The sequence below is a fragment of the Saccharothrix hoggarensis genome (assembly GCF_052936025.1).
The window spans coordinates 6,809,565-6,824,648 of the sequence record NZ_CP193624.1 but is presented as its reverse complement, the minus strand read 5'-3'; the positions used below and the strand labels follow the sequence as shown (position 1 = coordinate 6,824,648).

Sequence of the window (15,084 nt, the reverse complement as noted above, 5' to 3'; positions counted from 1 at the left end):
CGCTAGGGCGCGGTGAGCAGCCGGGACACCTGCGCCCGCAGCACGGCCAACCGCGTGCGGGCGCGTTCCCGGGCTTCGGGCAGGTCGTCGGCCACCGGCTCCACGACCTCCAGGTACGCCTTCAGCTTCGGCTCGGTGCCGGACGGCCGCACGACCACGCGCACGCCGTCACGGGTGAGCCGCACCACGTCGGCCTCGGGCAGCAGGTCCTCGAACGCGAAGTCGGCGGGCGGCTCGGCCCGCAGCCGGGCCATCAGGGCGCCGATCCGGCTCAGGTCGGTGAACCGCAGCGAGACCTGGTCGGTCAGGTGCAGGCCGTGGTCGACGGCGAGCTGGTCCAGCGCGTCCAGCAGGGAACGGCCGGACGCCTTCAACCCGGCCGCCAGGTCGCACGCCACCACGGCCGCCGAGATGCCGTCCTTGTCGTTGACGTGGGACGGGTCGACGCACACGCCCAGCGCCTCCTCGTACGCGAACACCAGCCCGTCGCCCGCGCGCACCAGCCACTTGAACCCTGTCAACGTCTCCGCGTACCGGGCGCCGCGGGCCGCCGCGACCGACTTCAGCAACGACGACGACACGATCGTCGTGGCCACCAGGGGATCAGCACTGTCCACAGTGGACAGTACGAGCGAGCCGAGCAGCACGCCGGTCTCGTCGCCGCGCAGCATCCGCCACGACCCGTCCCGCTCGCGCACGCCCAGCGCGCACCGGTCGGCGTCGGGGTCCAGCGCGATGGCGAGGTCGGCCGACTCGGCGGCGGCCAGCTCCAGCAACCGGTCCGCCGCGCCCGGCTCCTCCGGGTTCGGGAACGACACGGTCGGGAAGTCCGGGTCCGGCACGGCCTGCTCGCGCACCACCCGCACGTCGGTGAACCCGGCCCGCCGCAAGGCCTCCACGGCCGTCGCGCCGCCGACGCCGTGCATGGGCGTCAACACCACCCGCAGGTCGCGCGACGCGCCACGCGGCAGCGACGCGACCCGTTCCAGGTACTCGTCCACCTCGGCGTCGGACACCGGCAGGTAGTCGTCCGACAGCGGCACGGACACGGCCGCCGGCACGCCGCGGATCGCCGCCTCGATCTCCCGGTCCTCCGGCGGCACGATCTGCGCCCCGCCCGCCAGGTACAGCTTGTAGCCGTTGTCCGCGGGCGGGTTGTGCGACGCCGTGATCTGCACGCCGGCGACGGCGTTGTGCCGCTTGACCAGGAACGCGAGGATCGGCGTCGGCAACGGCCCCGGCAGCGTCCGCACGGTGAAGCCGGCGCCCGCCAGCACCCCGGCCGCGGCCCGCGCGAAGTCCTCCGACCCGTGCCGGGCGTCCCGGCCGACGAACACCGTGCCGACGTGCCCGTTCGCCTTGAGCCACGCGGCGAGCCCGGCCGTGGTGCGGGTGACCACGGCCCGGTTCATGCCGTTGGGCCCGGCCCGCACGGGACCGCGCAGCCCGGCCGTGCCGAACGTCAGCGGTCCCGCCATCCGGTCGGCCAGCTCGTCGACGGCGGAGGCGTCACCGCCCATCGCCCGCGCCAGCACGCCCTGCAGCTCCAGCCGGGTCGCGGGGTCTGGGTCGTCGGCGATCCAGCGGAACGCCGCGTCGCGCAGGGCCGGGGTCAGGCTCATGCCCTGGTCACCAGCTCGCGCAGCAGGGCGCCCATCCGGCTCGCCGCCGCCTGGCCCGCCTCCAGCACCTCCTGGTGGTTCAGCGGCTCGCCGGTGATGCCCGCGGCCAGGTTCGTCACCAGCGACAGGCCGAACACCTCGACGCCCTCCGCGCGGGCCGCGATGGCCTCCAGCACGGTGGACATGCCGACCAGGTCCGCGCCCATCGCGCGCAGCATCCGGATCTCGGCGGGCGTCTCGAAGTGGGGACCGGGCAGGCCCGCGTAGACGCCCTCCTCCAGCGACGGGTCGATCTCGCGGGCCAGGTCGCGCAGGCGCGGCGAGTACAGGTCGGTGAGGTCCACGAACCGCGCCCCGACCAGCGGGGACGACGCGGTGAGGTTCAGGTGGTCGCTGATCAGCACCGGCTGGCCGACCGACATGCCCTGGCGCAGCCCGCCCGCCGCGTTGGTCAGCACGACCGTGCCGACGCCCGCCGCGGCCGCCGTGCGCACGCCGTGCACGACCTTGGCCACGCCCTTGCCCTCGTAGCCGTGCGTCCGACCGAGCATGACCAGCACGTTCTTGTCGCCGACCGGGACCGACCGGACGGTGCCGCCGTGGCCGACGGCCGTCGGGGCCTCGAAGCCGGGCAGGTCCGCCAGCGGCAGCTCCGCGGTGGGCTCGCCGATGAGGTCGGCGGCCGGGCGCCAACCCGAACCGAGGACCACGGCGATGTCGTGCCTGGCCACCCCGGTCCGCTCGGCCAAGGCCTTCGCCGCGTCGGTCGCCAGGGCCTCGGGGGTGGTGTTCTCACTGATGGCGGTCACGGCCGCGAGCCTAATAGCCGTCCGGTGGCGCTGCCCGCAGTGCTGCGGTCGGCCCGGCGTCGCGGTGGTCCAAGCTTGGCGCGTGGAGCAGCGGGCCTCGGCGTTCTCGGGATCGACGACCTACCAGGCGGGCCGGGACGTGCACGTCAACGCGCCGCCGTCCGCGATCCCCGGCCTGGCGACGCTGGTCGTGCCGGAAGAGGTGACGCACACCGTCCGCGGCCGGGACGGCCTGCTCACCGATCTCGCCGCGACGGTCGAGTCGGGTGGCCACGTGGTCGTCCTGCACGGCAACGGCGGCAACGGCAAGACGACCGTCGCCGTGCAGGTCGCCCGGCGCGCGTCCGTCGAGGTGTGGTGGGTGAACGCGGGCAGCGCGGCGAACGTCGCCGAAGGCCTCCGGGAGGTGGCGTTGCGCGCCGGCGCGGACGAGGCGGCCGTCCGCCACGCGTGGACGGGCGCCGGCTCCGCGCCGGAGGTGCTGTGGCGGGCCCTGGACGCCCGCGCCGAGCCCTGGCTGCTGGTCCTGGACAACGCCGACGACCCGCGGGTCCTCGCCCCGAACGGCGAGCGCGTCGCCTCCGGGCGGGGCTGGCTGCGCACGCCGAGGTCCACCGGCACGGTCCTGATCACGAGCCGTGACGGCCGCCGGTCGGAGTGGGGCGACCGCACGTTCGTCCCGGTGGGCGTGCTCGACGCCGCGGACGCGGCCCGCGTGCTGCTGGACCTGGCGCCCGAGGCGGGCGCGGAGCCCGATGCCCGCGCGCTGGCCGAACGCCTGGGCGGACTGCCCCTCGGCCTGCGGCTGGCCGGCCACTACCTGCGTTCCACCACCGAAGCGGTCCGGCTGCCGGGAGCCGTCCAGCCCCGCACGTTCGCCGAGTACCGGCAAGCGCTTGCGGAGGGCGCCGACCTGGGCGGACGGGAAACCTTGACGGGGACGTGGGAGCTGTCGCTCGACCTGCTCGCCAACCGCGGCCACCACCTGGCCCGTCCGCTCCTGCGCCTGCTGTCGACCTTCGCCCCGGCCCCGATCCCGGTGGCGCTGCTGGACGCGACCGTGCTCGCGGACGAGGACGTGTTCGCCGGCGTCACCGTCCAGCGGCTCACCGACGCGGTGGAGGGCCTGCGCGGTCTCGGACTGGTCGACCACCGGGCGGACGCGCTGGCGCTCCACCCGTTGGTGCACGACGCCGGCGACCCCCACGCGTCGGACTTCGCGGACCTCCGGCAGCGGATGATCACCGCCGCCACCGTCGGGTCGAAAACCCACGACCCCTCGACGTGGCCGTTGTGGCACGCGGTCCTGCCGCACTGCGCGCGAGTCGCGGACTCCGCGATGGACCTGCTGATCGACGCGGCCGTGTTCTGCCTGCAGGTCGGGTTGGCCGCCGACTCCGAGCGCCTGTTCCGACGGGTGCTGCGGGAGATGACCACGACGTTCGGCGAACACCACCGGGAAACCCTCTTGATGAGGTACACGCTGGCCAACATGGTCGCCTGGCGCGGTGAGGACGAGGTCGCCGCGGCCGAGTACCGCGCGGTGCTCGACGCGCAGCAGCGCACGCTGGGACCCGATCACGGTGACACCGTGGACACCCGGATCGCGTTGGCCCGCATCACCGGTGCGCACGACCCGGCGGCCACCGAGGCGCGGTTGCGCGCGCTCCTGGCCGTGCAGGCCGAAACCCTCGGCGCCCAGGACGAGGTGACGCTGGACACCCGCGCCGAGCTGGCCCGGGAGGTCGTGGCGCAGGACCGGTTCGCCGAGGCGCTGGTGATCTACCGCGAGCTGTTCGAGGCCCGCTGCGCCGTCCAGGGCGAGGAGCACCCGGAGACCATGGACGTCCGGCAGCACCTCGCCTCCGTGCTCTGCCTCGCGGGTGACGTCGACGGGGCCGACGCGGAGTTCCGCGCGTTGCTGCCCCAACAGTCACGGGTGCTCGGACCGGAGCACTCGAGCACCCTGCTCACCAGGGCCTCGGCGGCGATGAACCTGGCCCGCCGAGGTCATCTCGACCGCGCGGAGAGCGAACTGCGCGAGACGATCGCGCTCTGCGAACGGGTGCTGGGCCCCGACCACGTCCAGACGTCGCTCGCGCGCGACTCGTTGGACCGGGTGCGCGAGGCGCGCTAGTCGTTCACCCTGAACGTCGGCGCGATCGTGTCGAACAGCCGGCTCCGGCCCGTCTCCTCCTGCTCCGTCGGCACGACGACCTCCACCACCCACAGGTCCGCGCCCCGCGGCAGGACGCGGGAGTAGCGGCTGCGGCGCAGGTCCGGGCCCGGCGGTTCGGTGCCGCGAGCCAGGTCGGTGGCCCGTTCCACGGTCCGGTAGCTGTACTGGACGCCCGGCTCGACCCCGCCGGGCGGCACGACGTCGGTCGGCTCCAGGGCCTCGCCGAAGTACTGGTCCTCCGCCCACCGGGACCGCACCAGCTCCAGGTAGTCGTGGATCGTGTGGTTCGGGTAGTAGTCCGGGAAGCGCTGCACGGCCACCTCGTACAGCCCGTTCGGCGCGACCAGGTGCACGACCGTGCTCGGCAGGAGCCCCTTGTTGGTCCGCTGCTCCAGGAAGCTGGTCCAGTCGGGCCCGACCTCGATGGTGAACTCGGCGCCCTGCTCGCCGTTCGCGGCGGCGGCGGAGGCGGTGGTCGGGAGCAGGGACGGCGTCTCCGTGATCGCGGGCAGCGCGCGGGTGCTCGGCGACGGCGGCGGCAGGAGGGACGCCCCGGCCACCGCCCGCGTCACCGCGAACCCCGACACGCTGCCGATGGCGAACAGCACGGCCGCCGACAGGGCCACCACCGCGGTCGTCACGGGCCTGCGGGGCAGTTCGCGCGTCACCGGGAGCGGGCGGAGGAAGGGCAGCGGGCCGGGGTCGGCGGCCAGCGGGGTGTCCGGCGGGATCGGCGCCTTGACCAGCGGGACGGGCGCCTTGACCAGCGGCGGCCGCACGACCTCCACCACCGGCCGGGTCGCCGCCGAGTCGGGGAACACGTCGGTGCCCGGCTCGGGCAGCAGCGGCCGGACGAGGCGGCGCACCTCGGCCAGTGCCATCCGCTCCGCCGGCTCCTTCTTCATCAGGCCCGCGACCACCGGCTCCAACGCCCCGCAGGCCGACGCCGACGGCACGTCGCCGTGCACGACCTGGTTGATCGTCTGGAGCACGTTCGCGCCCTCGTACGGCTGCTGCCCGGTCATCGCCGCGAACAGCGTCGCGCCGAGCGACCACTGGTCCGCCGCGAACGACACCCGGCCGCCCGCCGCCACCTCGGGCGCGATGAACGCGGGCGTGCCCAGCGCGATGCCGCGGCTGGTCAGGGTGGCCTCGGCGACGTTGCGGGCGATGCCGAAGTCGGTGAGCTTCACCCGGCCGTCGTCGGCGACGAGCACGTTGCCCGGCTTGACGTCCCGGTGCGTGATCCCGGCGCGGTGCGCGGCCTCCAGCGCGGCGGCCACGGCGTCCGCCACGAGCGCGCCCTGCACGTCGGTCAGCGGCCCGCGCTGCCGCACCACCTCCGCCAGCGACGACGACGGCACCAGCTCCATCACCACGTACGGGTCGCCGTCGACCTGCACCACGTCGTACAGCGTCACCAGGTTCGGGTGGACCAGGGCGGCCGCCGACCGCGCTTCGCGCAGCGTGCGCTCCCGGAGCAGGTCGGCGTCGTCGGCGGGCAGGTCGGCGGGGCGCAGGATCTCCTTCACCGCGACGTCCCGGCGCAGCACCTCGTCGTGCGCGGCCCACACCGTGCCCATCGACCCGCGCCCCAGCACGTGCCGCAGGCGGTAACGCCCCGCGATGAGTCGGTCATGACCGGTGATCGGGCGTTCTTCCTCCACTGCGCCATCATTCACCAGCGTGGAAGACTGCCTTCTGCATCGTTCACGGCGGTGAACCTCACATAGCCGCCGTACTACTGGTGAGTAACACTGCGGAGCATGATGGAGCCGTCAGGCGAGTTGGCGCTGGCCGCCGAATTCCCCGCCCCCGACCGCGAGCAGTGGCTGGACCTGGTCCGCGGCGTGCTGCGGAAGTCGGGCGCGGACTTCGGCTCTCTGATCACCACCACCTACGACGACATCGACGTCCAGCCGCTCTACACGGCGGACGACCGGGCGCCCGACGCCGGTTTCCCCGGCCTGGCCCCGTTCACCCGCGCCGGCCGCCCCCAGGGCTCGGTCGACGGCTGGGACGTCCGCCAGCAGCACCGGGTCGCCGACCGCGACGCGGTCATGGCCGACCTCGAGAACGGCGTCACGTCGCTGTGGCTGAAGGGCCTCGACCCGGCCTCCTACGACGACGTCCTGGCCGACGTCTACCTCGACCTCGCGCCGGTCGTGGTCGACGCGGGCGCGGACTTCCACCGGGCCGGCCACGCCATGCTGCGGGTCTGGGACCAGCGGCCGGTGCTGCCCGGCGAGGTGCGGGGCAACGTGGGCGCGGACCCGTTGGGCGTGCAGGCGCGCACGGGGCGGCCCGCCGACCTCGCCGCGCTCACCGACCTGCTCGGCAAGGCCCGAGAGTTCCCCGCGCTGCGCGTCGTCGTGGTCGACGGCCTGCCGTTCCACGAGGCCGGCGGCTCGGACGCGCAGGAGCTCGGCGCGTCCCTCGCGGCCGGCGTCGCGTACCTGCGGCACCTCACCGACGCCGGGCTCGGCGTCGCGGACGCCGTGCGGCTGCTGGAGTTCCGCTACGCGGCGACCGCCGACCAGTTCCTCACCATCGCGAAGTTCCGGGCCGCGCGGCGGCTCTGGGCGCGGGTCACCGAGGTCGCGGGAGCGCCGGCCCCGCAGCTCCAGCACGCGGTCACGTCGCCCGCGATGATGACCCGCCGCGACCCGTGGGTGAACATGCTCCGCACCACCGTGGCGTGCTTCGGCGCGGGCCTCGGCGGCGCGGACGCCGTCACGGTGCTGCCGTTCGACGCGGCGATCGGCCTGTCCGACGACTTCTCCCGCCGCATCGCCCGCAACACGCAGTCGCTGCTGCTGGAGGAGTCGAAGCTGGCCGGCGTCATCGACCCGGCGGGCGGCTCCTGGTACGTGGAGCGGCTCACCGACGACCTCGCGCGCGCCGCGTGGGCGTGGTTCCGGGAGATCGAGGCCGCGGGCGGGCTGCCGAAGGCGTTCGACCTGGTCGCGGACCGGATCGCGGCCACGTGGGAGAAGCGCCGGGCGAACCTGGCCGACCGGTCCGACGCGATCACGGGCGTCAGCGAGTTCCCGAACCTGGCCGAGCCGCCGGTGGTGCGGGCGCCGCACCCCGAGGAGCCGGGCGGCGGGCTGCCGCGCGTCCGGTACGCGCAGGACTTCGAGGCGCTGCGGGACGCGGCCGACGCCGCGCCGGAGCGGCCCAGGGTCTTCCTGGCCACGCTCGGCCCCGTCGCCGCGCACACCGCGCGGGCCACGTTCGCCGCGAACCTGTTCCAGGCGGGCGGCATCGAGACGCCGAACGCGGGCGCGACGAAGACGGTGGAGGACGTGGTCGAGCGGTTCCGCGAGAGCGGCGCCCGGATCGCGTGCCTGTGCGGCAGCGAGAAGAGCTACGCCGAGCTGGCCGGTCCCGTCGCACGCGCCCTGCGTGACGCCGGAGCTGAGCGAATCCTGTTGGCGGGCAAGGAATCCGGCAGCCCGTTCGACGCGGAGATCGACGAGCACGTGTTCCTGGGCTGCCCGGCGCTGCACGTGCTGGAGCACACGTTCGAGGCACTCGTCACCCCTACCTCCAGCGGAGTCCAGCCATGATCCCCAACTTCGCCGAGATCGACCTCGGGGAGCCCACCGCCGCGACGGCCGCGCAGTGGCAGGCCGCGCTGCAGGAGGCGACCGGCAAGGGCGCGGACGCGCTGACGTGGGAGACGCCGGAGGGCATCGGCGTCAAGCCCGTCTACACGGCCGCCGACACCGAGGGCCTCGACTTCCTGCGCACGTACCCCGGCCTCGCGCCGTTCCTGCGCGGCCCGTACCCGACGATGTACGTCAACCAGCCGTGGACCATCCGGCAGTACGCCGGGTTCTCCACCGCCGAGGAGTCCAACGCCTTCTACCGCCGCAACCTCGCGGCCGGCCAGAAGGGCCTCTCGGTCGCGTTCGACCTGGCCACCCACCGCGGCTACGACTCGGACCACCCGCGCGTGGCGGGCGACGTCGGCATGGCGGGCGTGGCCATCGACTCGATCTACGACATGCGGCAGCTCTTCGACGGCATCCCGCTGGACCGGATGAGCGTGTCGATGACCATGAACGGCGCGGTGCTGCCGATCCTGGCGCTGTACGTGGTGGCGGCCGAGGAGCAGGGGGTGGCGCCGGAACTCCTCGCGGGGACCATCCAGAACGACATCCTCAAGGAGTTCATGGTCCGCAACACCTACATCTACCCGCCGAAGCCGTCGATGCGGATCATCTCGGACATCTTCGCGTTCACGTCGCAGCGGATGCCGAAGTTCAACTCGATCTCCATCTCCGGCTACCACATGCAGGAGGCCGGAGCGACGGCCGACCTGGAGCTGGCGTACACGCTGGCGGACGGCGTGGAGTACCTGCGGGCGGGTCGCGGCGCGGGCCTCGACATCGACGCGTTCGCGCCGCGCCTGTCGTTCTTCTGGGCCGTCGGCATGAACTTCTTCATGGAGGTCGCCAAGCTCCGCGCGGCGCGCCTGCTGTGGGCGAAGCTGGTCAAGGGCTTCGACCCCAAGTCGCCCAAGTCGCTGTCGCTGCGCACGCACTGCCAGACGTCCGGGTGGTCGCTCACCGCGCAGGACGTGTTCAACAACGTGGCCCGCACGTGCGTCGAGGCGATGGCCGCGACCCAGGGGCACACGCAGTCGTTGCACACCAACGCGTTGGACGAGGCGCTGGCGCTGCCCACCGACTTCTCCGCGCGCATCGCCCGCAACACCCAGCTGCTGCTCCAGCAGGAGTCGGGCACGACGCGGGTGATCGACCCGTGGGGCGGCAGCGCGTTCGTCGAACGCCTCACGCACGACCTGGCGCACCGCGCGTGGGCGCACATCACCGAGGTCGAGGCGGCGGGCGGGATGGCGCAGGCCATCGACGCGGGCATCCCGAAGCTGCGCATCGAGGAGGCCGCCGCGCGCACCCAGGCGCGGATCGACTCCGGCCGGCAGCCCGTGATCGGCGTGAACAAGTACCAGGTGGACGTCGACGAGCAGATCGACGTGCTCAAGGTCGACAACGCCGGTGTGCGCGCGCAGCAGCTGGCGAAACTGGCCCGGCTGCGCGAGGAGCGCGACCAGTCCGCTGTGGACGGCGCCCTCACCGCGCTGACCAACGCGGCGGGCGGCGACGGGAACCTGTTGGAGCTGGCCATCTCCGCGGCCCGCGCCAAGGCCACCGTCGGCGAGATCTCCGAGGCGCTGGGCAAGGTGTGGGGCAGGCACTCCGCGCAGATCCGCACGATCACCGGCGTGTACCGGGAGGAGGCCGGCGCTGTGTCCAACGTCGAAGCCACGCGCGAGGTCGTGGAGGCGTTCGCCGAGGCGGAGGGCCGCCGGCCGCGCATCCTGGTGGCCAAGATGGGCCAGGACGGGCACGACCGCGGCCAGAAGGTGATCGCGACCGCGTTCGCCGACCTCGGCTTCGACGTGGACGTCGGCCCGCTGTTCCAGACCCCGGACGAGGTCGCCCGCCAGGCCGTCGAGGCGGACGTGCACATCGTCGGGGTGTCGTCGCTGGCCGCCGGCCACCTGACGCTGGTGCCCGCGCTGCGCGCCGCGCTCGCCGAGGCGGGCCGCGAGGGCATCATGATCGTGGTCGGCGGCGTGATCCCGCCGCAGGACTTCGACGCGCTGCGCGAGGCCGGCGCGGCGGCGATCTTCCCGCCCGGCACGGTCATCGCCGACGCGGCGGGCGACCTGCTGCGCAAGCTGGCCGACCAGCTCGGCCACGACGACGTCGCCGCGGGCCGGCCGGGGCGCGATGGCTAGGCCGAACGACGTCGGCGAGTACGCCAAGGGCGTGCTCGCCGGCGACCGGGGCACGCTGGCGCGCGCCATCACGCTGGTCGAGTCGACCCGCGCCGACCACCGGGCGCGGGCGCAGGAGCTGCTGGTCGAGCTGCTGCCGCACTCGGGCAACGCGCACCGCGTCGGCGTCACGGGCGTGCCCGGCGTCGGCAAGTCGACGTTCATCGACGCGTTCGGCTCGATGCTGACCGCTCAGGGGCACCGGGTGGCGGTGCTGGCGGTCGACCCGTCGTCCACCCGCACCGGCGGGTCGATCCTGGGCGACAAGACCCGGATGGCCCGGCTCGCGGTGGACCCGGCGGCGTTCATCCGGCCGTCGCCGACGTCCGGCACGCTCGGCGGCGTCACCAGGGCCACCCGCGAGTCGATCGTGCTCGTCGAGGCCGCCGGCTTCGACGTGGTGCTGGTCGAGACGGTCGGCGTGGGCCAGTCCGAGGTCGCCGTGGCGAACATGACCGACTGCTCGCTGTTCCTCACCCTCGCCCGGACCGGCGACCAGCTCCAGGGCATCAAGAAGGGCGTGCTGGAGCTGGCCGACGTGATCGCGGTCAACAAGGCCGACGGGCCGCACGCGCTGGACGCCCGCAAGGCGGCCCGCGAGCTGGCCGGGGCGCTGCGGCTGCTGCGCCCGGCCGACGCCGTGTGGCACCCGCCCGTGCTGACGTGCAGCGGGCTGGACGGGACCGGGCTGGACGAGGTGTGGCGGCGGATCGGCGAGCACCGGGCGGCGCTGGAGGCGGCCGGCGAGCTGGCCGAGCGGCGGCGTCGCCAGCAGGTCGACTGGACGTGGGCGATGGTGAACGACCAGCTGCTCGCGAGCCTGCGCGCCGCGCCCGCCGTGCGCGCCGTCGTGCCGGAGGTCGAGCGGCAGGTGCGGGACGGCGAACTGACCGCCACGCTGGCCGCCGAGCGCATCCTGGCGGCGTTCCAAGACCGCGCCGGGGAGGCGTGACCAGGACCGGTGACCAGCGGTGATCCACCACGGGGCGTGCGCGCACGCTCACCTGACGTGCGTTGCCACCGGTTTGGCTGACCACTGACAGTGGTATCCACGACAGGCGGTGACTAGGCTTGGCGACCATGTGGCGATCTGTGCTCGCGGTGTTCCTCCTGGTGCTGGCCGGTGCTCTCGCCGTGCCGGGCACAGGGACCGCCGCGACGACATCGTCGCAGCTCGTGGTCGGGCAGACCGACTCCGTCGCGCCCGGCGGCACGATCGAGCCCGGCCCGGCCATCGACGCGCCGCAGGAGCCCGCCCCCGCCGCCACGGGGGAGACCCGCAAGAAGATGTGGCTCGGCGGCATCGCGGTGCTCCTGTTCGCCCTGGTGTACTGGCGGAACAAGAAGCGCTGGTCGAAGTGGCGCGCCGGGCGCAAGTCCGGCTGACTCCCACCAGGTGGGAGGCTCCAGGTGACGTGTAGTCGCCTTTTAGCATGGCCTGCGCAGACTTGATCGGTCTGACCGAAACTCGAGCACCGCTTGGCGCAGCCTCGCAACCGGTTGCCGGTTGATCAACCCGAGGTGCGTCGCGCTCAGCAGACCGTGATGCAGGATGGAAGCAAATGGGTACCGACTTCAAGATGAGCACGCGCTCGGCCGTCGAGCGGTACTCGAATGCGCTGGTAGGCCTCTCCCGCAGCATCCACGCCGAGCCCGAGCAGGCGTTCGCCGAGCACCGCAGCGCCGCCAAGGTCGCCGACCTGCTCGCCGCCGAGGGCTTCGAGGTCGAGCGCGGCGTCGCGGACCTGGAGACGGCGTTCACCGCGTCGTTCGGCTCCGGTGAGCTGGTGCTCGGCCTGTGCGCGGAGTACGACGCGCTGCCCGAGGTCGGCCACGCGTGCGGGCACAACGTCATCGCCGCCGCGTCCACCGGAGCCGCCCTCGCCCTGCGTGACGTCGCCGACGAGCTGGGCCTCACCGTCCGGGTGATCGGCACGCCCGCCGAAGAGGTGGGCGGCGGCAAGGTGCTGATGCTCGAACGCGGGGTATTCGACGACGTGGCGTTCTCGATGATGGTGCACCCGGCTCCGTACGAGGCCGTCGCCGCGCGCTCCCTGGCCATCACCGACGTCGAGGTCCACTACACCGGCAAGCCGTCGCACGCCGCCGCCGCGCCCCACCTGGGCGTGAACGCCGGTGACGCGATCACCGTCGCCCAGGTGGCCATCGGCCTCCTCCGGCAGCACCTCGAACCCGGCCAGATGGTGAGCGGCATCGTCACCCGCGGCGGTTCCGTGCCGAACGTCGTGCCCGCCAGCACGTCGGCCATGTTCGACCTGCGCGCCGACGACCTGGACTCCCTGCGCCGGCTGGAGGAGCGGATCAACCGCTGCTTCGAGGCGGGCGCGCTGGCCACCGGCTGCACCCACGAGGTCGTGAAGGTCTCGCCCGTGTACGCCGAGCTGACCCCCGACCCCTGGCTCGCGGACGCCTACCGGCGTGCCGCCGTCGAGCTGGGGAGGCATCCGATGAGCCCCGAGCAGGAGCTCAAGGAGAAGATCGGCAGCACCGACATGGGCAACATCACCCGTGCGCTGCCGGCCATCCACCCGACCATCGCCATCGACTGCGGAGACGCGGTGAACCACCAAATCGAGTTCGCGACCGCCTGTGCGTCGGCGTCCGCCGACCGAGCTGTGCTGGACGGGGCGCTCGCCCTGGCCTGGACCACGATTACCGCCGCCACCGACGGTGCGCAGCGCGCTCGACTGCTGGCAGGTGTGGCATGACGGTCCTGGACTCGCGTCTGCCGGAGGAGGGTGCCGAGGTGCTGTTGACCGATCACGGGGTCAGCATTGCCCCTGTGGATGATCCCGGTGAGGGGCGCGGCCCCTCGTGGCTGGACGACTGGCTGGCGGCGAACGCCTCCGAGGTCGTCGCCTGGCGCCGGCACATCCACGCGCACCCGGAGCTGTCGCGGCAGGAGTACGCGACCACCGGGCTGATCGCCGACGTGCTGCGCTCGGCCGGCCTCAAACCACGCGTGCTGCCCGGTGGCACCGGCATCGTCTGCGACGTCGGCTCCGGTCCCCGGTGCGTCGCGCTGCGCGCCGACATCGACGCCCTGCCGCTGCCCGAGAACACCGGCGTCCCGTACTCGTCCACTGTGGACGGCGTGGCGCACGCGTGCGGCCACGACGCGCACACCACCGTGCTGCTGGGCGCGGCGCTGGCCCTGGCGTCCGCCACCGAGCTGCCCGGACGGGTGCGGCTGGTGTTCCAGCCGGCCGAGGAGGTCATGCCCGGCGGCGCGCTCGACGTGCTGGCGGCGGGCGGCCTCGACGGCGTGGAGCGGATCTTCGGCCTGCACTGCGACCCGAGGCTGGAAGTCGGCCGCATCGGCACCCGGATCGGCGCGATCACGTCCGCCAGCGACATGCTGGAGCTGCGCCTGACCTCGCCCGGCGGCCACACGTCCCGGCCGCACCTCACCGCGGACCTGGTGCACGCGCTGGGCACCGTCATCACCGGCCTGCCGGGCCTGCTGTCGCGCCGCGTCGACCCGCGCTCGGGCACCGTGCTCGTGTGGGGCGCCGTGCACGCCGGAGAGGCGCCGAACGCGGTGCCGCAGGACGGCGTGCTGCGCGGCACGCTGCGCACCGGCGACCGCGACATCTGGGCCGAGCTGGAACCGCTGATCAAGGAGCTGGTGGGCGCGCTCCTCGCGCCGACCGGCGTCGGCTTCGACCTGCACCACCGCCGCGGCGTGCCGCCGGTCGTCAACGACCGCGAGAGCACCATGCTGCTCCGCGCGGGCGTCGAGGCGGCGCTGGGCGAGGACGCGCTGGCGGGCACCGAGCAGTCGTCCGGCGGCGAGGACTTCGGCTGGTACCTGGAGCACGTGCCGGGCTCGTTCGCGCGCCTCGGCGTGTGGGACGGCGTCGGCAAGCAGCGCGACCTCCACCAGCCCGGCTTCGACCTGGACGAGCGCGCCCTGCTGGTCGGCATCCGGGTCATGGTGCACGCGGCCCTGGCCGCCCTGGCCTGACTGGTCCCCCGGCGCCCGACCGGCTCAGTGCCGCTCGGGCACCGGGCCGCCGGCCTGCCGTGAGGCGGTCAGCCCGCGGTCGGGTCGGCCGCCCGCGCGGCACGCTCGATGGTCGCGCGGCGTTCCGCCCAGTGGGCCGCGTCCTGCCGCAGCGCCAAACCGTCGCCGTCCAGCCCCACCAAGCCGTCGACCTGTTCCCGCAGGATGTCGGCGTGCCCGGCGTGCCGGCAGGTCTCGGTGAGCACGTGGACCAGCATGGTGAACAGGGTCACCTCGGAGTCCGGCCACCACGGCACGTGCCCGGGCGCGTCGAGGTCGAGCGCGGTGATCGTGGCGTCGGAGTGCGCCCACACGCGCCGGTACCGGTCCACGACGTCGGCGCGCGTCTCGTGCTCGGTCGCCCACATGTCGGCGCGGCGGGCGTCCTCGTCGTCCCAGCGGGGGAGGGGTTCGGGGAACGGGCGGCCGAAGACCTCGCCGAAGTACCGGGCCTCCCACGTCGCCAGGTGCTTGACCAGCCCGAGCAGGTTGGTGCCGGTGAGCGTCATCGGGCGACGGGCGTCGTACTCGGAGAGCCCGTCGAGCTTCGTGAGCACCGCCTCGCGGATCCAGCGCAGGCTGTCGTGCAGGTGCGTCTTCGCGTCGCCGTCGGTCATGGGACCGAGCCTGCCAGG

Annotated in this window: 11 protein-coding genes; 7 read left to right on the top strand and 4 right to left on the bottom strand. The window is 73.8% G+C overall.

What is annotated here, in order from left to right; all coding sequences use genetic code 11:
- Positions 1-2 precede the first annotated feature (2 nt).
- Entirely contained in the window at positions 3-1,622 is a 1,620-nt protein-coding gene (locus ACRAKH_RS30935) for a phospho-sugar mutase (RefSeq protein ID WP_380723594.1), read from the bottom strand.
- Positions 1,619-2,431 (bottom strand): purine-nucleoside phosphorylase, encoded by an 813-nt coding sequence (locus tag ACRAKH_RS30930; RefSeq protein ID WP_380723593.1) that lies wholly within the window; start codon positions 2,429-2,431, stop codon positions 1,619-1,621. Before ACRAKH_RS30930 ends, ACRAKH_RS30935 begins: the two co-directional genes overlap by 4 nt.
- A gap of 82 nt (positions 2,432-2,513) precedes the next feature.
- Between ACRAKH_RS30930 and ACRAKH_RS30925 the strand changes: the two genes are divergently transcribed.
- Positions 2,514-4,568 (top strand): tetratricopeptide repeat protein, encoded by a 2,055-nt coding sequence (locus ACRAKH_RS30925; protein WP_447009458.1) that lies wholly within the window; start codon positions 2,514-2,516, stop codon positions 4,566-4,568.
- On the opposite strand, the gene ACRAKH_RS30920 is transcribed toward ACRAKH_RS30925, so the two are convergent.
- Complete coding sequence (locus tag ACRAKH_RS30920; RefSeq protein ID WP_380723591.1) at positions 4,565-6,277, bottom strand: serine/threonine-protein kinase; 1,713 nt, start codon at positions 6,275-6,277, stop codon at positions 4,565-4,567. The genes ACRAKH_RS30925 and ACRAKH_RS30920 overlap by 4 nt on opposite strands.
- Positions 6,278-6,379: 102 nt before the next feature.
- On the opposite strand from ACRAKH_RS30920, the gene ACRAKH_RS30915 reads away from it, so the two are divergent.
- From ACRAKH_RS30915 to ACRAKH_RS30890, 6 genes are all read left to right on the top strand, one after another.
- A complete protein-coding gene (locus ACRAKH_RS30915; protein ID WP_380723607.1) occupies positions 6,380-8,182 on the top strand; it encodes a methylmalonyl-CoA mutase family protein in 1,803 nt (600 codons plus the stop codon).
- Positions 8,179-10,383: a methylmalonyl-CoA mutase gene (scpA, locus tag ACRAKH_RS30910; RefSeq protein ID WP_447009457.1), complete on the top strand. Its 2,205-nt coding sequence runs from the start codon at positions 8,179-8,181 to the stop codon at positions 10,381-10,383. Before ACRAKH_RS30915 ends, scpA begins: the two co-directional genes overlap by 4 nt.
- Positions 10,376-11,374, top strand: a complete 999-nt coding sequence (gene meaB, locus ACRAKH_RS30905; RefSeq protein WP_447009456.1) for a methylmalonyl Co-A mutase-associated GTPase MeaB — start codon at positions 10,376-10,378, stop codon at positions 11,372-11,374. The genes scpA and meaB overlap by 8 nt, the downstream gene beginning before the upstream one ends.
- 128 nt (positions 11,375-11,502) lie before the next feature.
- The gene (locus tag ACRAKH_RS30900; RefSeq protein ID WP_380723588.1) at positions 11,503-11,808 is read left to right on the top strand and encodes a hypothetical protein; all 306 of its coding nucleotides are present in this window, start codon (positions 11,503-11,505) and stop codon (positions 11,806-11,808) included.
- A gap of 176 nt (positions 11,809-11,984) precedes the next feature.
- Positions 11,985-13,151 carry a M20 family metallopeptidase gene (locus ACRAKH_RS30895; protein ID WP_380723587.1) on the top strand — a complete coding sequence of 389 codons (1,167 nt, stop codon included), beginning with the start codon at positions 11,985-11,987 and terminating at the stop codon, positions 13,149-13,151.
- Positions 13,148-14,410, top strand: a complete 1,263-nt coding sequence (locus ACRAKH_RS30890) for an amidohydrolase (protein WP_380723586.1) — start codon at positions 13,148-13,150, stop codon at positions 14,408-14,410. The genes ACRAKH_RS30895 and ACRAKH_RS30890 overlap by 4 nt, the downstream gene beginning before the upstream one ends.
- 68 nt (positions 14,411-14,478) lie before the next feature.
- Here ACRAKH_RS30890 and ACRAKH_RS30885 read toward each other — a convergent pair whose 3' ends face one another.
- On the bottom strand, positions 14,479-15,066 hold the full coding sequence (locus ACRAKH_RS30885; RefSeq protein ID WP_380723585.1) for a DinB family protein: 588 nt from the start codon (positions 15,064-15,066) through the stop codon (positions 14,479-14,481).
- Positions 15,067-15,084 lie beyond the last annotated feature (18 nt).